Annotated in this window: 13 protein-coding genes and 1 pseudogene; 9 read left to right on the top strand and 5 right to left on the bottom strand. The window is 40.3% G+C overall.

Annotation, left to right across the window (positions count from 1 at the left end; genetic code table 11):
- Positions 1-325: IS3 family transposase (locus E0409_RS13825; protein ID WP_165541344.1), on the top strand; the 325-nt coding region annotated here is incomplete at its 5' end.
- Positions 326-372: 47 nt separating this feature from the next.
- On the opposite strand, the pseudogene mgtA reads toward E0409_RS13825, so the two are convergent.
- From mgtA to E0409_RS13805, 4 genes and pseudogenes are all read right to left on the bottom strand, one after another.
- A pseudogene (mgtA, locus tag E0409_RS13820) lies at positions 373-2,802 on the bottom strand (magnesium-translocating P-type ATPase); the annotation flags it as partial.
- Between the two features lie 338 nt (positions 2,803-3,140).
- Positions 3,141-4,040 carry a ParB/RepB/Spo0J family partition protein gene (locus tag E0409_RS13815; RefSeq protein WP_131291746.1) on the bottom strand — a complete coding sequence of 300 codons (900 nt, stop codon included), beginning with the start codon at positions 4,038-4,040 and terminating at the stop codon, positions 3,141-3,143.
- An 18-nt stretch (positions 4,041-4,058) separates the two neighbouring features.
- Complete coding sequence (locus E0409_RS13810) at positions 4,059-4,844, bottom strand: ParA family protein (RefSeq protein ID WP_074947363.1); 786 nt, start codon at positions 4,842-4,844, stop codon at positions 4,059-4,061.
- Positions 4,845-5,426: 582 nt separating this feature from the next.
- Positions 5,427-5,696, bottom strand: coding sequence for a hypothetical protein (locus tag E0409_RS13805; protein WP_131291744.1), 270 nt, complete (start codon positions 5,694-5,696; stop codon positions 5,427-5,429).
- Between the two features lie 52 nt (positions 5,697-5,748).
- Between E0409_RS13805 and E0409_RS13800 the strand changes: the two genes are divergently transcribed.
- The 6 genes from E0409_RS13800 to E0409_RS13775 all read left to right on the top strand — a co-directional run bounded on the left by E0409_RS13800 (position 5,749) and on the right by E0409_RS13775 (position 16,107).
- The gene (locus E0409_RS13800) at positions 5,749-6,918 is read left to right on the top strand and encodes a replication initiation protein (RefSeq protein WP_131291742.1); all 1,170 of its coding nucleotides are present in this window, start codon (positions 5,749-5,751) and stop codon (positions 6,916-6,918) included.
- A gap of 237 nt (positions 6,919-7,155) precedes the next feature.
- Entirely contained in the window at positions 7,156-8,724 is a 1,569-nt protein-coding gene (locus tag E0409_RS13795) for a type I restriction-modification system subunit M (RefSeq protein ID WP_131291740.1), read from the top strand.
- Positions 8,724-9,860 (top strand): restriction endonuclease subunit S, encoded by a 1,137-nt coding sequence (locus tag E0409_RS13790; RefSeq protein ID WP_131291738.1) that lies wholly within the window; start codon positions 8,724-8,726, stop codon positions 9,858-9,860. Before E0409_RS13795 ends, E0409_RS13790 begins: the two co-directional genes overlap by 1 nt.
- 11 nt (positions 9,861-9,871) lie before the next feature.
- Positions 9,872-10,783, top strand: coding sequence for a DUF5655 domain-containing protein (locus E0409_RS13785; RefSeq protein WP_131291736.1), 912 nt, complete (start codon positions 9,872-9,874; stop codon positions 10,781-10,783).
- Between the two features lie 472 nt (positions 10,784-11,255).
- Positions 11,256-12,992, top strand: a complete 1,737-nt coding sequence (locus E0409_RS13780) for a hypothetical protein (RefSeq protein ID WP_131291734.1) — start codon at positions 11,256-11,258, stop codon at positions 12,990-12,992.
- 238 nt (positions 12,993-13,230) lie between these two features.
- Positions 13,231-16,107 (top strand): type I restriction endonuclease subunit R, encoded by a 2,877-nt coding sequence (locus E0409_RS13775; RefSeq protein WP_131291732.1) that lies wholly within the window; start codon positions 13,231-13,233, stop codon positions 16,105-16,107.
- Between the two features lie 105 nt (positions 16,108-16,212).
- Here E0409_RS13775 and E0409_RS13770 read toward each other — a convergent pair whose 3' ends face one another.
- Positions 16,213-16,890: a type 1 glutamine amidotransferase domain-containing protein gene (locus E0409_RS13770; protein ID WP_131291729.1), complete on the bottom strand. Its 678-nt coding sequence runs from the start codon at positions 16,888-16,890 to the stop codon at positions 16,213-16,215.
- 760 nt (positions 16,891-17,650) lie between these two features.
- On the opposite strand from E0409_RS13770, the gene E0409_RS13765 reads away from it, so the two are divergent.
- A complete protein-coding gene (locus E0409_RS13765; RefSeq protein ID WP_131291727.1) occupies positions 17,651-18,613 on the top strand; it encodes a thiamine pyrophosphate-dependent dehydrogenase E1 component subunit alpha in 963 nt (320 codons plus the stop codon).
- 15 nt (positions 18,614-18,628) lie between these two features.
- The gene (locus tag E0409_RS13760; RefSeq protein WP_131291725.1) at positions 18,629-19,648 is read left to right on the top strand and encodes an alpha-ketoacid dehydrogenase subunit beta; all 1,020 of its coding nucleotides are present in this window, start codon (positions 18,629-18,631) and stop codon (positions 19,646-19,648) included.
- Position 19,649: the final 1 nt, after the last annotated feature.

The raw sequence follows: 19,649 nt of genomic DNA, 5'->3' as shown, positions 1-19,649 counted from the left end.
AAAACCAACGAAAGGCTTAATTATTCATTCGGACAGAGGCAGCCAATATTGCAGCCATGAATATCGAAAGATACTGGAAAAATGTGATTTTCAAGGTTCAATGAGCAAACGTGGGGACTGTTACGATAATGCACCGATTGAAAGTTTCTGGGGCATACTCAAGAATGAATTAGTGCATCATTGCAACTATAAAACCAGAGATGAAGCTAAAGCAGATATTACAAAATACATTGTGTTATTTTATAATCAGCGAAGAATTCAAAAGAGTTTGGATTTTAAAACGCCAAATCAAATAGCAGAGAACTTTTATCGGTTAGCTGCCTAGCATATCCCAAGTGAAAGTCTCCTGCTAATTCAGCACATATCAAACTACATGACACCAAAGGTGAAGATATCGAATATCGAACTGATCGGCCCAAAAAACAGCATAAAACGACCGATATCCTCCGGATTCCAGCGCTGAGGTTGTTTGACTGCTTCTTCATCAATATTGTCAAATGGAATGGATGTTTGCGAAAAATCATACAGCAGGTTCTGCAGCAGTAAGTGCATCGGGAGCATGGGCAGAAAAGGAAGAAAAGCACTTGCAACCAGTACAGACAACACATTACCAAAATTGGAACTGACTGTCATTTTGATGTATTTGAGCATATTGGCAAACGTTTTACGCCCTTCAATCACACCATCTTTCAATACCATCAGGCTTTTTTCCAGCAGAATAATATCTGCCGCCTCTTTCGCAATATCGACTGCAGTATCCACGGAAATACCAATATCTGCTGTACGCAATGCTGCAGCATCATTAATGCCATCCCCCATAAAACCAACGACATGGCTATTTTGTTTGAGCAGTCTGACAATCCGTTCCTTATGTGCAGGCGTCAACCGTGCAAAAACATGATGTTGTTCAACCTGTTGAGCCAGTTCTTCATCATTCATGCGTTCAATGTCATTTCCGATCAAGATCTTGTCAAAAGACAAACCAACTTGACGGCATATTGTCGCTGTGACCAGATCATTGTCGCCAGTTAAAACTTTGACATTCACGCCATATTGGGCTAAAGCCTCTAACGCAAGCGCGGTACTCTCCTTCGGCGGATCAAGGAAAGCAACATAGCCGATCAACGTCAGTTCAGATTCATCGGCGACGCTATAAGTGTCTTTATGCGGTGGCAACTTTTTCGCGGCAACAGCAACCACACGCAGGCCTTCTTTATTTAGTGCGGCAGTCACTGCTCGAATATTTTCCAGTAACTCCTGGTTGAGCAATACCTCAGATTCACCACGACGAACTTTGCTACAAGCCGTGAGAATTTCTTCTACAGCACCCTTGCTAATCAGGATGTGCTGATCATCGGGATTCTCAACAATTACCGACATACGTCGACGTTGAAAATCAAATGGAATCTCATCAACTTTGCTGTAATTAGCGACCGGATTAAGTTCCCGATGCACGTCTCCATGCTGCAGCACGGCAACATCGAGCAGGTTTTTGAGTCCGGTTTGGTAGTAGCTATTCAGATAGGCATAAGACAGAACCGAGTTGGATTCTTCCCCCCAAACATTTACATGTCGGGCCAGAACAATTTTATCCTGGGTCAAGGTTCCTGTTTTATCAGCACACAATATATCCATGGCACCAAAATTCTGAATGGCATCCAGGTGTTTAACAACAACCTTACGTCGGGAAAGCATGACCGCCCCTTTAGCCAGTGTTGAAGTCACAATCATCGGTAACAGTTCTGGCGTCAGACCAACCGCAATGGACATGGCAAACAAACTGGCTTGCACCCAGTCATGCTTAGTAAAACCATTAATCAGTAAAACCAGTGGCGTCATGAGCAGGATAAAACGGATTAATAACCAGGCCACCTTGTTCACACCTACCTGGAACTGTGTCGTTACAGGAGCTGTCGTGGTGACTCGCTGTGCAATTGCACCAAAATAGGTGTGCTGGCCTGTTTTGACTACCACTGCTGTTGCCGAACCGGAGACCACATTGCTTCCCATGAATAACAGATTGTCCAGTTCAAGCGGGTTGCTGGCCTCTGTAGGGTTATGCTGGGCAAACTTTTCAACAGGTAATGATTCACCAGTCATGGCCGATTGGCTTACGAATAAATCTGTGGCGGTCAATATCCTGCAATCTGCAGGTATCATGTCACCTGCAGAAAGAATAATAATATCCCCAGGTACAATGAACTTGATAGGAACTTCAACTTTTTGAGATTCTTTCGGATGCAGATAAACCTGAAAATAGGTTAATGCTTCTTCTATGACATCTTCGGCAGAATCACGACGCAGAACGGTCACGGTATTGGTCACCATGGCTTTGAGCTGGTCTGCAGCAAGATTGGATTTTCGTTCCTGCAAAAAGCGGATGAACGTTGATAAAACAATCATGAAAGAAATGACAATGGTGGCTTTCATGTCTTCCGTGAAATAAGAAATCATCGCAAGCACAGTCAACAGAATGTTGAAGGGGGTTTTATAACAAAGCCATAAATGATGCCACCAGGTTAACGGTTTTTCCTGGGCAATTTCATTCAAGCCAATGCGTTCACGGATTTTTTCGGCTTGGGATTTCGACAGACCGTTTTGATTTGAATTTAAGTCTGCCAGTAAAGCATCCACTGTATTCTCTGAAGCAACAACAAGTTCTTTCGATAACTCGATCGGTATTTCACGATTAACCGTACTACCCAATCCCCCCTCAAACAAAGCTATACGACGGAAATGTCGGGCAAAACCATGTAGCCACCAAATATGTGCAAAGAATTTTTTGAGGATTTTTGTTGTCATTGCACTTTTCTCATTCATGAAAAAATAAATGGAGTACCATGTCGCTATAATTATTATTAAAAAATATGAAGTAATATCTTATTAGCCAAAACTATCAAATATTGAGTTTGCAAGATCATGAATAGTTACAAAAACACCACATTCTCACTGTAAAATAAAAAACCATAGTTCTTATTATTTTTAAACAAAAGGTATTGTTCTTGCAGGTTAAATATGATTATTTCTTAGGCTATTTAAATTGCGATCAAATCTGAACCAATACCACTTAAATGATGAATCTTTAACACACTCTTGATCTTAAAAAAGGAAGTGTAGCAATTTGCTACACTTCCTTTATTTTATTTGATCAGCATTTTTTTCAGCAGACTTTCCAGCTCTTGTAAGTTTTGATTATCAAATTCGCTCATTTTTAATGACACTTTTAAGGTGTTGTGATCAAACTTGATATTGCCTGCGACTTTTCCATCATATTCAATTTTATGCACGATTGAAGTTTTAATCGGCTGTTTGGTCTCTTTCGACTTTAGGATTTTTTCTGCCAATAATGCCAGTTTGGTTTGTTCAACTTCTTTTTTCAGTAATTTTGCCCAGGCTTCTAACAATGCTTTTTTAGCATTGTTGTAATTCGCTTCATGATCGGAGAGAAACTTTTTTACTGCCGTGGCTGCAGTACGGGCCAGCAATGTCGGTTGTTGTTCTAAATTATCAATCAGTTCTTGAGGTAATTTTTCGAAAGATAAATATTTATACATATCCTCACGGTTCATGCCTAAGGACTTTGCCAGTTTTTGCTTGTTCTTTTTTAATTTCTCATTCAAAGAACTCAAACCGACATAGATTTCATAATCGGTTAAGTCTTCCCTTTTTAAGTTTTCCGCTAAGGTTAACAGTGCTACATCTTCATCTGATGCATCTATAACAATCACTTCAATGGTATTTTTATTGAGAAACTGATGCGCTTTCAGACGTCGTTCACCAGCAATCAGCTCATATTTATCCTGTACTCGTCGTACTGCAATCGGTTGTAGTAAGCCAATTTCTTCAATCGAGGTTGCCAAGTCTTCAATATCTTGTTGATTAAAGATTTTTCGTGGTTGATTCGGACTAGGCTGAATATCTGTGATTTGTACATTCCGACGCAGTTCTTTCACATCATTAACATGCTCTTTCTGAGCTTGTTGATGTTTTTGAGTGTTTTGCTGTAAACGTTGTGCCAACAGTTCTTTAGTACTTACCATAATATTCTCAGCATGCTTTTATTCAACACGATTGATGATTTCTTTCGCTAAATCTTGAAACGCTTTACGAACTTTAGCGTTTTTATCTACACCCAATAATGGTTGTTGCAAAATAGCGGCTTGATTGACTTTTGTACTCATCGGGATTGTGGTTTTTAACAATTCGCCGACTTGGCTTAAAGCTTCATCTCTAATCAGTTTACACACGTTCTGACGTTCATCATGTTTAATCAATAAAGCGCCTAAAAGTTTTAATTCAGGATTGACACGTCTTATTTTGCTTAAATGATTAATTAAGTCAGTTACACCATATAAGCCATATTGTGAACCTGATTCAATCGGCACCATGACATGTGTGGATGCAGCCAATGCATTACTGGTGAGAAGTTTTAAGCTTGGAGGACAGTCAATCAGGATGAAATCATATAATCCTTTTAACAGTTCCAATTTATTCGCCAGTTCTTCAGAAGGTCTAGGCGCATCATCTTTAAGTTGATCTTCAGTTTTGCCTAAAGTGAGTGAACCATAAATTAAAGAAACATTTTTGAAATTGGTTTCTTCTTCTAAAGCTTCAGATAACAGACTTAAATCACCCACCAGTAATTCAGCAGAAGTGGTTTCAACTTCACTTGGATGTCTGGATCCGATATGTAGACTTGCGTTTGCCTGGGGATCTAAATCAATCACCAATACCTTGTTGCCCAAGTCTGCCAGTTCTGATGCCAGATGAACTACAGTGGTCGTCTTTCCGCAACCACCTTTATGATTTGCCACAGCAATGATTTTAGTCGACTTACTTGTCATAATAGACCTCGCTTGAGTTATTGTAATATAAAGAACTTTGTAGCAACTTGCTACAGCTTCTTTACGGTACGTTGAAGTTATAATCTGAACTTGGATAAAAAACAAACAGATTCTTTTTTTTATTGAATATAGCTAGCTAATTATAATTAGTATTAATTTATATAATTAGTTAATTATAATTAGAGCACGTTTTTATTATTTAAAATCAATAGTTTATGATTTTAAAAGTGGAAGGTTTGTCACTGAAAAGTGGAAGACTTGTCACTGAAAGGTGGAAGATTTGTCACTGAAAGGTGGAAGATCTGTCACTGAAAGGTGGAAGACCTGTCACTGAAAGGTGGAAGACTTGTCACTAGGGTGGAAGACTTGTCACTGAGTTAAAATAAACTTTGAATTTAAACTATAATATTTTTTAAAAACAAACTGTTAATCTGTTGATAAGTTGCTTTATTTAGCTTTAAAGGTGGAAGACTTGTCATTTTAATATTTTTATCCTGTGGATAACCTGTTTGTTCGTAATTCCATCAAGGATATCGTCTGTTTTTATTTCTGAACGGGCTAAAAGTGGAAGGTTTGTCACTATTAAGGTGCATTTTTAATTCTTTTTTCCACTTTATTGGGGTGTTTAGCGCATTTTTTTACTTTCCAAGCACTTTCAAAATGATTGGGAAATATTAAAAGTGGAAGCTTTGTCACTAAAAAGTGCAATATTTGTTTTGTTTTCCACTTTAAGTTTAAAAAGTGTTTTAAATGACAAAACAAAGTGACAGGGCTTCCACTCTTAGCCTTTGCTTTGATTGCTTGTTGTTCATTTCTGGATAGCGTCCAGTTAAAAGGGTGGATAATTTGCATAGGATTCCACTTTTGTGTATAACATGTAGAAAAGTACTTTTATTTTCCACTTATGAACAAGCTGAACGAAAAAGAAGAAATAGAATATCTACCTTATTGTATTGGGAATATTCGCCATAATGGCGTGGTCAGTACCAGCAACCGCCTGATTCGACCGATTGAGCTGTCCTCCAATGAGTACAAAGCGTTACTTTATGCGATGGCTGTGGCGAATTACGGTGAGAAAAATAATCAAGATCGAGAAATTACCGAGCAAACCTATATTTATTTGCATAAAGATGATTTAGGCGAATTGCTGGGTTTAGATAAAAAGAATTCCATTAATGTCGCGATTGATCGGATCTATAAAGAGCTGTCCTCTCGGGTTGCCCATTTTGTCATTGAAGAGCCCTTAGATGACAGCAAACGAAAAGTAAAAAAAGTCCATTCTGTAGTGCCTATTATTCGAGAGCTGCGTTGGGAAGATGACGCCAAAAATGCGTTGCAGATTCGCTTTACCAGTGAAGTGCTGCCTTATTTTACCCGTCTGGCCAGCGGGAATTTTACCACTTACCAATTAAAGGATTTATTTGCTCTAGACTCCGTGACCAGTATGAGTCTGTATTCCTACTTTATTAAAAACGAGTTCAAGTATGCCAATCAGGATACATACGAAGTTGAACTGTCACTGGAAAATATCAAAGCATTAACCGATATTGGCGAGAAGAAATATGATCGTTGGGTTGATTTCAGACGTTATGTGTTAGATAAAATTGTTGAAGAAATTAATGAAAGAACCAGTCTGAAGCTGGAATATGACACCATTAAGAAAGGACGGCCTATTGTCGGTGTCCGGTTTAAAATCACCAGTGGACATATTGAGACTGTCATTCCTCAAAGCAATGAAAATACCCAAATCTATCTGGATGTGGATTTTGACGATAACGCCATCGTGAAAGAGCTGGGTGCAAAATTCGATATGACGGTTCGCTCTTGGTATATTCACGCTAATGATCCGAATTATAAACAGTTCAGCAAGTGGTTTAAGGCTGAAGGCTGTTTAACCGACTCTCAAGCCAACTTGATTGTAAACGATATTATGTTTCAAATGGATTTTGCTGTGGCCGGCGTATCGATGAATGATTTCAAAAAAGAAATGAAATATAAGCTCAAAAACGATCCTACCTTTGTTCAAGGAAATCGCGAGCGTTTGAATGAGATTTTCGGAAAAGAGATTATTTAAAAGTGTAGTAACTTGCTACATGTTTATAGTGATTTTTTAAATGATATTTTTTGAAAAAGAATTATTTAGAATGTTGTAGCAACTTGCTACATATTTTATAGCGACAGATGCAACTCAATTGAGCTTCTCTGTTTAATCAGCGAAATTGAAACGACAAATTATGTCACATGGGGGAAGAGGCTATGAATAAGCAAGCTGAACTCCCCCAGTATTAAAAAACAAGTGTATGGACTTCGAATGACCCAGGTACAACTGCAACAGCTACAAAAACAACTTTGGAATATTGCCAATACTTTACGCGGAACCATGGGGGCAGATGAATTTCGGGATTATATTCTGGGGTTTATTTTCTTTAAATATTTGTCTGAAAAGTCGGTTAATTTCGCCAATGAATTGCTAGATGGGGAAGAAGTCAGTTTTCTTGAACTGGATGAACAGAATCCTGAGCATGTCCCTTATATCGAAGAAATCAAAAAGAATGCCATTGCCGAAGTCGGTTATGCGCTCACGCCAAAGCAATTGTTTCATACGCTGGCGCAGCGTGGTCGTCAGGGCGAATTCATTCTGGATGATTTAACTGCGACCTTAAAATCGATTGAACAAAGTACCTTGGGCACCGATTCTGCCGATGACTTTGCCAACCTGTTTGAAGATCTGGATTTGAACTCCACCAAGCTTGGGAATAATGCCAGTGACCGCAATGAGCTGGTCGCCAAGGTATTAAGCCATCTTGACGATATTGATTTTGACATCAGCAATACCGAAGCCGATGTGCTGGGTGATGCCTACGAATACCTGATTGGTGAGTTTGCTTCGGGTGCCGGCAAGAAAGCCGGCGAGTTCTATACCCCGCAAACCGTATCGACTTTACTGGCCAAGATTGTTACTCAAGGCAAAGAGCGTTTACGTTCCGTGTATGACCCGACTTGTGGTTCAGGTTCATTGCTGCTGCGGGTAAAACGTGAAGTCAAAGATGTCGACATGATTTACGGTCAGGAGATGAACCGTACTACCTACAACCTGGCGCGGATGAACATGATTCTGCATGATGTGCATTTTGCCAAGTTCGATATTAAGCAGGAAAATACCTTAACCCGTCCGCAGCATTTAGAGAAAAAGTTTGATGCGGTAGTAGCCAATCCGCCATTCTCTGCCAACTGGTCAGCCGATCCATTATTTTTGCAGGATGAACGCTTTGCCGCTTATGGCAAACTGGCGCCCAGTTCTAAAGCTGATATGGCTTTTGTCCAGCATATGCTTTATCAACTGGATGACAACGGCACTATGGCGGTGGTGTTACCGCATGGTGTGTTATTCCGTGGTTCAAGTGAGGGCGTGATTCGTCATTACCTGATTGAACAGTTGAACGTGATTGATGCGGTGATTGGTCTGCCTGCCAATATTTTCTATGGCACCTCGATTCCGACCTGTATTTTGGTGTTGAAGAAAAACCGTGAGCATACTGGCAATATTCTGTTTATTGATGCCAGTAACGGTTTTGAAAAGCAGAAGAATCAAAACAAGTTATTGCCTGAGCATTTGGACCATATTATTGCGGCTTTTGAAAAGCGCCAAGACATTGAAAAATACGCGCATGTAGCAACTTTACAAGAAGTGAAAGATAACGATTACAACCTGAATATTCCACGTTATGTGGATACCTTTGAAGCGGAAGCCGAAATTGATCTGGATGCGATTGTCCAGCAGCTACAGGCTTTAGAAGTAGAAAGCCAAAAGACCGATGCCGTGATTGCGAATTTCTGCAAAGAGCTTGGGATTGCTTCGCCTTTTGCGGAGGTGAAGTAATGACTGCACCAAAGTTAAGATTTAAAGAGTTTGATGGGGATTGGTCTACAAATAAAATAGAAGATATTTCTAATGTGACATCAGGTGGAACACCTAGTAGAAATATTGGTGAATATTGGAATGGTGACATTCCATGGGTTACCACAAGCCTTGTAGATTTTAATATTATTACCGAAGCTGAGGAATTTATTACTCAATCAGGTTTAGATAATTCCTCCGCTAAGCTTTTTCCTAAAGATACAATTCTGATGGCCATGTATGGTCAAGGCATTACACGTGGAAAGGTTGCAATTCTGGGAATAAATGCAACGACCAATCAAGCCTGTGCAGCTATCAAATTAAAAAATGATTTTGACACGAAATTTATCTTTCAAAATCTAATGAATCGTTATGACGAAATTCGTGATTTGAGTAATGAGGGTGGTCAAAAAAATTTAAGTGCCGGCATTATTAAAGAAATTTGCATTCATTACCCTCAAAAAGAAGAACAAACCAAAATCGCCACTTTTCTTTCTACAGTGGATGAAAAGATTAGCCAACTTACGCAAAAACATCAGCTGCTTAGCCAATATAAACAAGGCATGATGCAAAAGCTGTTTAGCCAGAAGATTCGTTTTAAAGCGGATGATGGTAGTGAGTTTGGGGAGTGGGAGAACCTAAAATTCAAAGATGTTATTACTATCAAATATGGAAAGGATCATAAAAAATTAGAAGATGGTGATATTCCTGTTTTAGGCACTGGTGGCATTATGAGATATGTTGATTCATATTTGTATGATGGTGAAAGTATTTTAATTGGGCGTAAAGGTACGATTGACAAGCCTCAATTTATATCTGGCAAGTTCTGGACAGTAGACACATTGTTCTATACAGAAATAGGTGAAAAAATTCTGCCTAAATTTGCTTTTCAACAATTACTTTTAGTGAATTGGTTAAATCTAAATGAAGCTACAGGTGTCCCAAGTCTAAATACAACTTCGATTGGAAACATTGAATTAAAAGTACCTTGCCTAGAAGAACAAACCAAAATAGCCAATTTCTTATCTGCCATCGACCAAAAAATTGAAGTGGTCACACAGCAAATTGAACAAGCCAAGCAATGGAAAAAAGGCTTGTTGCAGCAGATGTTTGTGTAGGGGGGAACCGAATGCAGCTTTATCAAACCCAAGCACAGTCATTAGTAGAACTCACAGAAGATCCTTTTCGTTTGGAAAGAGAAATTCAAAGCCTGTTTGAAACCAATATTTACAGTTTTACAGGTCTGGAATTTATCAAGTCTGAATTCACCATTAAAAACAACCGTATTGATACACTGGCTTTCGATCCCGAAAGTCAGGCTTTTGTGATTATCGAATACAAGCGAGAGCGTAACTATAGCGTGATCGACCAAGGGGTTTCTTATCTGAACCTTATGCTGGACTATAAAGCTGATTTTATCGTTGAGTACAACGAGAGCCAGAGTAAACAGCTTAAACGTCAGGATGTCGACTGGTCACAAAGTCGGATTATCTTTGTTTCGCCCAGCTTTACCGACTTTCAAAAGCAGTCCACCAACTTTAAAGATTTAGGCATTGAGCTGTGGGAAATCAAACGCTATCAAGGTGGAATTGTTTCAGTCAATCCATTACAGAAAGCCAAATCAGCTCCTTCAATCAAGCAAGTGCAAAAGGTTGAGTCTGACGATATTCAAAAGATTGCCAAAGAAATCCAGCAATATGATGAAGCCTATCACTTGGCGGATAAGTCTGATGACATAAAGGAGTTATATGAGCAATTCCGGGATTCAATTCTAGCACTGACCACAGATTTAGATGTGCATCCCAAAAAAATGTATATCGCTTTCCGTAAGGGTAAGCGTAACTATATCTACATGAGTATTGGGACAAAACAAATTCGTATTTGGTTAAATATGCAATTTAGTCAACTGGATGATCCGAAACAGCTCGCCAAGGATGTGACCAATATTGGACATTGGGGCAATGGCGATTGTGAAGTAATCGTGTCAGATACAGAAAATTTAGAATATATCTTGAGTTTAATTAAACAGACATTGAAGTGAATAATTTAAGATTTTATAGGGTGAGATGACAGAACAGAAGCTATTTTTGTACATGGGTTGATCTAACAGAATGTGAAGAGTGACTCAGACAGCTCAAAGTCTTAACAGCGAAGTTTTGGAACTTAAAATGGTAGCTCCACCTTATGTAACACTTATGAAAACCTTTGATCTAAGATGCAACACTTGCTCAATGAAACTTTCTGGTAAAACTGAAGCATTAATCGAATGCACCCCTCATACAGTTTTGTAGGAGTTGTAGCCTTATCCATTCATCTTAGACATTCAATCAAATTTATAGTCCAAAGCATTTTTTCACCGCAACATGGTTTCAGTCCACTCTGGCTAACAAAATATACAATTTATACAGAGAATTTTCATGCAATAGAGCTAACTTGTGGTTGTTTTTGTGATATAAATCACATCGCTTTTTCTCATTAAAAGTTTGAATTCACTACAATGGTTTTAGATCTCCATGCAGACATATATTCCTTATCATCTTAGGGTACAGTTAAAACAAATCGACCCTATTCTTGATAAACATTGGCAGCAACAACTGGATTCTATTCTATCTACGACACCGCAAGCACTACATCAAAAAATAGAAGACCAGTATCTAAAATCAAAAAATATATCGTGGAATTACCTGAACCAAACTTTTGAGTTTAAAGACCATATCAGCCTCAAAGAACTTCAGCTCAACACGCAAAATTCCGAGTTACTACAACTTGCGCACAGAATTAATACAACCTTGAGCTATCTACAAAGCTATCAAACTGACTTCCAGATTGCCGATTACTTAGAAACTATTGTTCGTGAGATCAATCAAATCGATTTGGACAATCCAAAAGACATTCAAGCACAACAACTGATCAAAAAAGCATTTCTGTATGATGCAGCCTTAATTATTCGAGAATTAAATTTTTCTGTTTCTGAAAATCACCGTCATTTAGATATTGAACAAGTCCGTACATTTATCTTTGAAGTCTTCATGAAAAGCGAAATTTTGGGAAGCTGGTTTTCCCATATTTTACCGAGTGAATATGCCGATCAGGAACTGACCATTTTTCAGGATTATTTTATTCGTGAACAACAGGTGCGTGATTTTGAAATCATCAAAACCTTTCAATATTATTTTGTCCTGAGCAGCTCTTATGACAGTTCAATTTCCGCTTATTCAATTCGCCGCTTTTTAACCGAAGAAAGCTTTGGTAAAGAAGACCGGTTCTATATCAGTGGTTTGGTTCTGGATCCGCAACAGCTTAATCAAGCAAATTATTTTGAAAATATCAAACAGCTCATGACCCGAATTATTGGCATTCAGAGCAAAATGAATCCACATATTGTAGAGCTAGTTGAATCGCTACACGATTATAATCATCAACGACTCATCCCCAGTTTGAAAGAAATCTTAAATATTCAAAGTTTTTCCGTTGAGCATTTGGTCAAAGAACATCTAGAAATTTTAGAGAAAGATTTATCCTTAAATATTCTCGAACCTTTCCTAAAAGGATTAAAAAACAGCGTTCAACATACTGATGAATTAGAATTTTGTTATTTAAATATTTTAAGATTAATCAATGAATTTCTACATCAACTTGAAATTTTATCGCAGGAGCCGATGCTGCGGTTTAATCCCTATGCACGCCTGTTTAAATATCGTTTAATTGCCTATTTAAAATTATTGGAACAGCGTCGAGCACAAATTTTTGTGCTCTTTCATGATGAGTTTCACTATCAGCAAAATGTGCGAGCGGTTTCAGCACCCACTCAGGAAATGAGAGAATTGCTCAATGATGCGATTGAGCAAACTCGTCAGATCCAGCAACACATACGCCAGTTAGAACGCGAAACGCAAAATAAACAAAATGACAGTTTCATTAAACGGCTCTTTAAAAAGCCTGAAAACCATGAATTTAAGATCAATGAATTAAAACAGAATATTATTGATGTTCAAGATCGTTGCTATCTCAGAATTATTGCCCTTCAAAAACAGACCACTCAGGTAAGTGTGTATTTAGAAGCAAAAAATTTAATTCCAGTGGACTCTAAAATGCGCCATTATGCCTTTGCCAATGGTGAAAATGGGGTGACACGTTTACCACTGCTGTTACAGCTGCCTGAAGAGCGTAATAGCTTCAATATGCAGAGCATACTCTTGGCTTTAAACTATGAATTTATGTTGTCTGTGAAAAGCTGGGGACTTAAATAAGGCTGATTGGATCAGTGATAATGAGGTACCTTACCGGATCCTTACTTATTAGAGAAATTTTTCTTATTTTGAAAAGCTTACTTTTAGGTTCTATTATTTTTAGGGAAGATTAATAATGGAATTATTAAGTTTAATTTTCATCAATAGAGTCATATGTTTGTGTTGAAATGTATAATGAAACTTACAATAAAATCTATTTTTTAAAAAGTATTTAAGTAAAAGTTTTGTGAGAGAGATAATGACAGTACAAAGCGAATACCAACTTGAAAACGAACTGATTGGCCAGCTACAGCAATTGGGTTATGCCTCAGTCACGCTCAAGGACGAAAGCCAGCTACTGTCAAACCTGAAAACCCAGATTGAACGTGCTAATGGACTTGCACCCCTGTCAGAAACCGAGTGGAAGCAGGTCATCAGCTTTCTCAATACCGGAACGGTCTTTGAACGGGCCAAGAACCTGCGGGATTTATTCCCGGTCAAATTTGATGATGGCAGCAGCAAGCACATCTTTTTCCTGTCCGATGATCCGAGCAAGAACATCTATCAGGTCACCAATCAGATCACGGTTGATCACCGTGACTATAATGGCCGGACCAGCCGTTTTGATGTGACCTTATTGGTGAATGGTCTGCCACTGGTACAAATCGAGCTGAAAAAGCGCGGTATGGAGATTGCCGAAGCCTTTAACCAGACCCAGCGCTATACCCGTGAAGCCTATTGGGCTGGACAGGGTTTGTTTGGCTTTATCCAGTTATTTGTCATCAGTAATGGCGCCAATACTCGATATTACTCTAATGGCACCAGCGGCATTGAATTTGCCTTTCCCTGGGCCGATGTCAGCAACAAGCATATCAATGAAATTGTCGACTTTGCCGATGCTTTTCTGAATCAGCAGCATATGACCCAAATGCTGACCCAGTACATGGTGCTGCTGGAAACCACCAAAAGCCTGATGGTGCTGCGTCCGTATCAGATTTATGCGGTACAGAAAATTGTTCAGCACGTGCAAAGCTCTGATCGCAATGGCTATATCTGGCACACCACCGGTTCAGGCAAAACCCTGACCTCATTTAAAGCCAGCCAGATCATTATGCAGATGCCGGACGTGGAAAAAGTCCTGTTTGTGGTGGACCGCAATGATCTGGACACGCAAACCTCTCGGGAATTTAATGCCTTTAAAGCCGAGAGTGTCGACAGTACCGATAGCACGCATACTTTGGTCAAGCAGCTGGATCAGCGCCATGACAAGCTGATTGTCACCACCATTCAAAAACTGAATCGTGCCATCAGCAATGACCGCTATCTGGAATATATCGACTACCTGAAAGACCAGAAAGTGGTGTTTATTTTTGATGAATGTCATCGTAGCCAGTTTGGTGACACCCATCAGAACATCAAGAAGTTCTTTCGCAATGCCCAGATGTTTGGCTTTACCGGAACACCGATCTTTGAGGAAAACAGCCAGTCCAAGGCCGGTTTAAAACTTACCACGGATTACCTGTTTAATGAATGCCTGCATCAGTACGTGATTGTCGATGCCATCCGTGACCGTAACGTGTTGCAGTTCCAGATTGATTACCGGGGCAAATACACCAGCAAAGGTATGCAGCACAACTTTGAGTATGAAGATGACGTTGAAGGCATTGATACTCAGGAGCTATTCGACAACCCGCAACGGCTGGAAATGATTGCGCGGTATATTGTCGATACTCATGACACCAAAACCCACAATCGTGAATTCACCGCCATGTTCTGTGTCAGCTCCGTGAATACTTTAACCCAGTACTACGAACTGTTTGAAAAAGTCCAGGCTGAAAAACAGCAGCAGGATGAAGAGCAGGGCAGACTATTCAAACTGCTGAGCATTGCCACCATTTTCTCCTATGCCGCCAATGAAGCTGTACCGCTAGATGAGCAAAACGGGCTGATTCATGAAGAAGCGGCAGACATCCCCAGCCAGATCAATCCGTCCAGTCGGGATAAGCTGGATCGTTATATTGCCAACTACAACCAGCAGTTTAAGACCAACTACAATTCTGGCGATCAGTTCTATGCCTATTACCGCGACATTGCCGATCGGGTCAAGAAAAAGCAGATAGATATTTTAATGGTGGTCAATATGTTCCTGACCGGATTTGACTCCAAGCCACTGAATACGCTGTATGTCGATAAAAACCTGAAATATCATGGTCTGATTCAAGCCTTTTCACGGACCAATCGTGTATATAACGACAAGAAACCTTTCGGCAACATCATCTGCTTCCGTAATTTGAAACGGGCCACCGATGAAGCACTGGCGCTGTTCTCGAACAAGGAAACCAGACAGATCGTATTGGTTCCAAGTTTTGAAGAGATCAAGAAATACTATGAAAATGCAGTCGAAAAGCTCTTGGCGATTAGTCCTGAATATCAGGCCGTCGATGCACTATTGACCGAAGAGGATCAACTGGCATTTATCAAGGCTTTCCGTGAAGTAATGCGCTATAACGCACAGCTGCAGACTTTTATCGAATACGATCAGGATCAAACCAGCCTCGATAAACAGCACTTTGCTAACTTTGCTTCTAAATATGCAGACTTGTGCCGTGATCTACGCAAGACCACCAGCAGAGAAAAAGTATCGGTATTGGATGATGTCGATTTCCAGCTGGATCTGCTGCACAGCGACCGGATCAATGTTGGTTATATTATCAATCTGTTGCAACTGGCTATTGAAGCGGGGGATGATGACAAACGTAAAAAATATGAAGCACAAGTTTATGACATGCTGGGTAATGAAGTTAGCCTGTATGACAAGCAGGAACTGATCCAGAAGTTCATTGAAGAGAACCTGCCCAAAATGATCAATGGTCAAAGTGTGCAAACCGCTTTTGCGGCATTCTGGGATGCAGAGAAAGAGCAGGCCTATCATCATCTCTGCACAGAGGAAAATCTGAAACCTGAGGCGATGCAGCAGGTGCTGGAACACTATGAGTTCACCAAGCGCTTACCTCGCAAGGAAGAGCTGAAAGACCTGCCGAACTATAAGGTGAAGCTATTTGAGCGGGATAATATATTTTCAAATCTGCTGATCAAGACCCGGCAGTTGATTGAGAAATTTTATGTCGGAATATAAGTGATAAAGACTTTCAGAAATCGCCATTCTGCTATAAATAGCGTCTCAATTTATTCACTTCAATGGCTGATCATATTTTAAATGTGATCAGCCATGAGGTATGGATTATTTTAACAACTTAAGTAGGGCGTGGGCTGTTGCCTCAGAAGAAGACGGATTTTGTCCAGTGACGAGTAAGCCATCAACTTCGACATGCACTTGCCAATCATCCGCTTTGGAATAGTTCCCCCCATTTTCCTTAAGCACGTCTTCTACCAGAAACGGAACTATTTCAGTCAGACTCACTGCAGCTTCCTCGGTGTTGCTAAAACCTGTGACTGACTTACCTGCGACTAACGGTTTACCCTGTTCTGTTTTAACGTGGCGAAGTACCCCAGGCGCATGGCAGACAGCGGCAACAGGTTTGCCGATCTGAATGGCTCGTTCGATCAAGGCAATTGAATCGGAATCTTCTGCTAAATCCCATAATGGACCATGACCGCCAGGATAAAATACCGCATCGAAGTCCATGATAGAAACTTGGTTCAGCTTTTTGGTATGAGCCAGTGCTTGCATAGCAGCTGGATCTGCTTCAAAACGATGCGTCGTTTCAGTTTGAGAATCGGGTTCATTACTTTTAGGATCGAGCGGCGGCTGCCCCCCTTTGGGAGAGGCTAATGTCACTTCTACACCGGCATCGATAAAGGCATAATAAGGTGCTGCAAGCTCTTCAAGCCAAAAGCCCGTCTTATTGCCTGTATTGCCAAGTTGGTCATGTGATGTAAGAACGACAAGAATTTTCATATTGTTTACCTAATGGTTGTACTTTTAAGTTCTGCTCAGGTGCGGTTATTTCGTAAAGTAATACCCTGTATTAGACTACGTTCATAAATCAAAAAAAGATGATCTTTTTGGTAATGATCTGTACGTAAATTTTAAGATATTCATACATAGCTTATGCATGAAACATATCGAATATAAATAGCCTAAGCCTAAAAATATTTAAAATGAAAAAATTTATTCAAATATAAGAAAAATAATAATTTTGATTATGGATAGTACCACCTTTTACCAAGGGCAAAGACTTCAGGAGTGGGTATGCTGAGCAGGCCATTACCTTGTGTAGCTTGCTAAATATAGCCTGGACTTAAATCCGTTTTATCATTTCGTATCACCATTCTTTTGAATTGTTTTAACTTACAGAAAAAATTTTCAACCAAATACCTCCATTGATACATCTGAGAGTTGACCGGCACAATTCCGGCCTTCTGTGCAGCCATTTCCTTGATCTTCATCAAATAGCTGAAACGTGAACAAGCGGAGGTGTAATCCTACCTATAAAGATGAATAACGGTGCATATACCGAATAAAGAATTTTTACACTTAATATTAAAGCTTAAGTTTATGTTTTTTAATTTATAAATAAAAATTAAACGGTATGTTACTTGGCTTCGATAGCTTATTTTTTATAAAACTTTTATACCTGTACCTGTGAATAAAAATCACTTTCAGGTCGTGTTGATAATAATTTTAAGATGCTATTACAGGTAAAAAGGATCAGAAAATGCAATTAACAGAAGAGCAATTGTTAGCAGCCTACCGGCGCATGCGAGAGATCCGTGAGTTCGATGATCGACTGCATACGGAAAATACGATGGGTGATATTCCTGGTTTTATCCATCTCTATAGTGGTGAAGAAGCCGTTGCAGTTGGTGTATGTGAGAATCTAACAGAAAAAGACTATATTACCTCCACCCATCGAGGACATGGCCACTGTATTGCAAAAGGCTGCGACATCCACAGCATGATGCTGGAAATTTTTGGCAAGGATGAAGGCTTGTGTCACGGTAAAGGTGGTTCAATGCATATTGCCGACCTGAATAAAGGCATGCTGGGTGCTAATGGCATTGTCGGTGGTGGTCCACCTCTTGCGATCGGTGCAGCCTTAACCGCCAAAACATTGAAAACAGGAGGGATTGGCCTGTCATTCACGGGTGATGGTGGTTCCAATCAGGGAATGACCTTTGAAGCCCTCAACATGGCTGTGGTTTTAAAACTTCCGGTGGTATTTATTTTTGAAAATAATGGTTTCGGTGAAGGAACCGGGCATGATTATGCTGTAGGAAGCAAGGATATTGCGGGTCGTGCTGCCGGATTCGGTTTGCCTGCTCAAAAAGTCGATGGTACGGATTTCTTTGCAGTCTATGAAGCAGCACATCAGGCGATTGAACGTGCACGGCGTGGTGAAGGACCCAGTGTGATCGAAACATTGACCAACCGTTTCTATGGACATTTTGAAGGTGACCCAGGTCTTGTCCGTTCAAAAGAAGAAATAGATGACATTAAAGCGCATAAAGATCCGCTCAAAATTTTCCGTGAAAAAGTAAAAGATCAAATCGACGCAGCCAAGCTTGACGCGATTGATGCTGAGTCCCAGGCCAAAGTCGATGATGCGGTGGCAAAAGCCCGTTCGGCACGCTACCCAGATGTTTCGCAACTTTTGACCGATGTATATGTGTCTTACTAAAGGAATAGTTCAATCATGCCAAATAAAAGCTATCGAAATGCGGTAAAAGAAGCCATTACTTTAGAGATGCGTCGCGATCCTCGAGTCATCGTGCTGGGAGAAGATGTCCGTGGTGGTCATGGTGGTAAAAATACCGATGCGAATAAATTGGAAGGCTTTGGGGGAGTACTCGGTGTCACCAAAGGTCTATGGACTGAATTTGGGTCAGAGCGTGTCATTGATACGCCTATTACTGAATCAGCAACGATTGGGATGGCTGCGGGTGCAGCGGCAACAGGCTTACGTCCTATGGCTGATCTGATGTTTATGGACTTTTATGGGGTGTGTCATGACATGCTCTATAACCAGGCAGCAAAATTCCGCTATATGTTTGGCGGTAAAGCCAAAGCACCTATGGTGGTCCGTGGCATGATTGGTGCCGGTTTTTGTGCCGCAGCCCAGCATTCACAATCTCCCTATCATGTTTTTACCTCGGTTCCCGGGTTAAAGGTAGTGGTGCCCTCCAATCCTTATGATGTCAAAGGCCTGCTGATTCAATCCATCCGCGATGATGATCCGGTCATATTTTGTGAACACAAAATGCTGTATGACATTGAAGGAGACGTCCCTGATGAAGCTTATACCATTCCCTTTGGCGTAGCGAATTACACCCGTGAAGGCACGGATGTCACCATTATTGCCCTGAGTCTCATGGTTCATCGCGCCAATGAAGTTTCAGACAAGCTGGCGAAAGAAGGGATTTCTGTCGAAGTGGTCGATCCGCGCACAATCTCCCCTTTAGATGAAGAAGGAATTCTAGAATCTGTTGCCTCGACTGGGCGTGTAGTCATTGTTGACGAATCTGCAGCACGTTGCGGTTTTGCACATGACGTTGCCGCGTTGATTGCACAAAAAGGTTTTCACCACTTGAAAGCACCGATTGAGTTGGTCACGCCACCGCATACACCTGTGCCATTCTCACCCGTGCTGGAAAAAGCCTGGTTACCGAGTGTGGAGCGTATTGAACAAGCTGTCCGTAAAATACTGGAGGCTTAGC

This window comes from Acinetobacter sp. ANC 4862 (genome assembly GCF_004336635.1).
Taxonomy (GTDB): domain Bacteria; phylum Pseudomonadota; class Gammaproteobacteria; order Pseudomonadales; family Moraxellaceae; genus Acinetobacter.
Note: the sequence above shows the minus strand (reverse complement) of the source record. Positions and strands in the feature narration are given on the sequence as shown.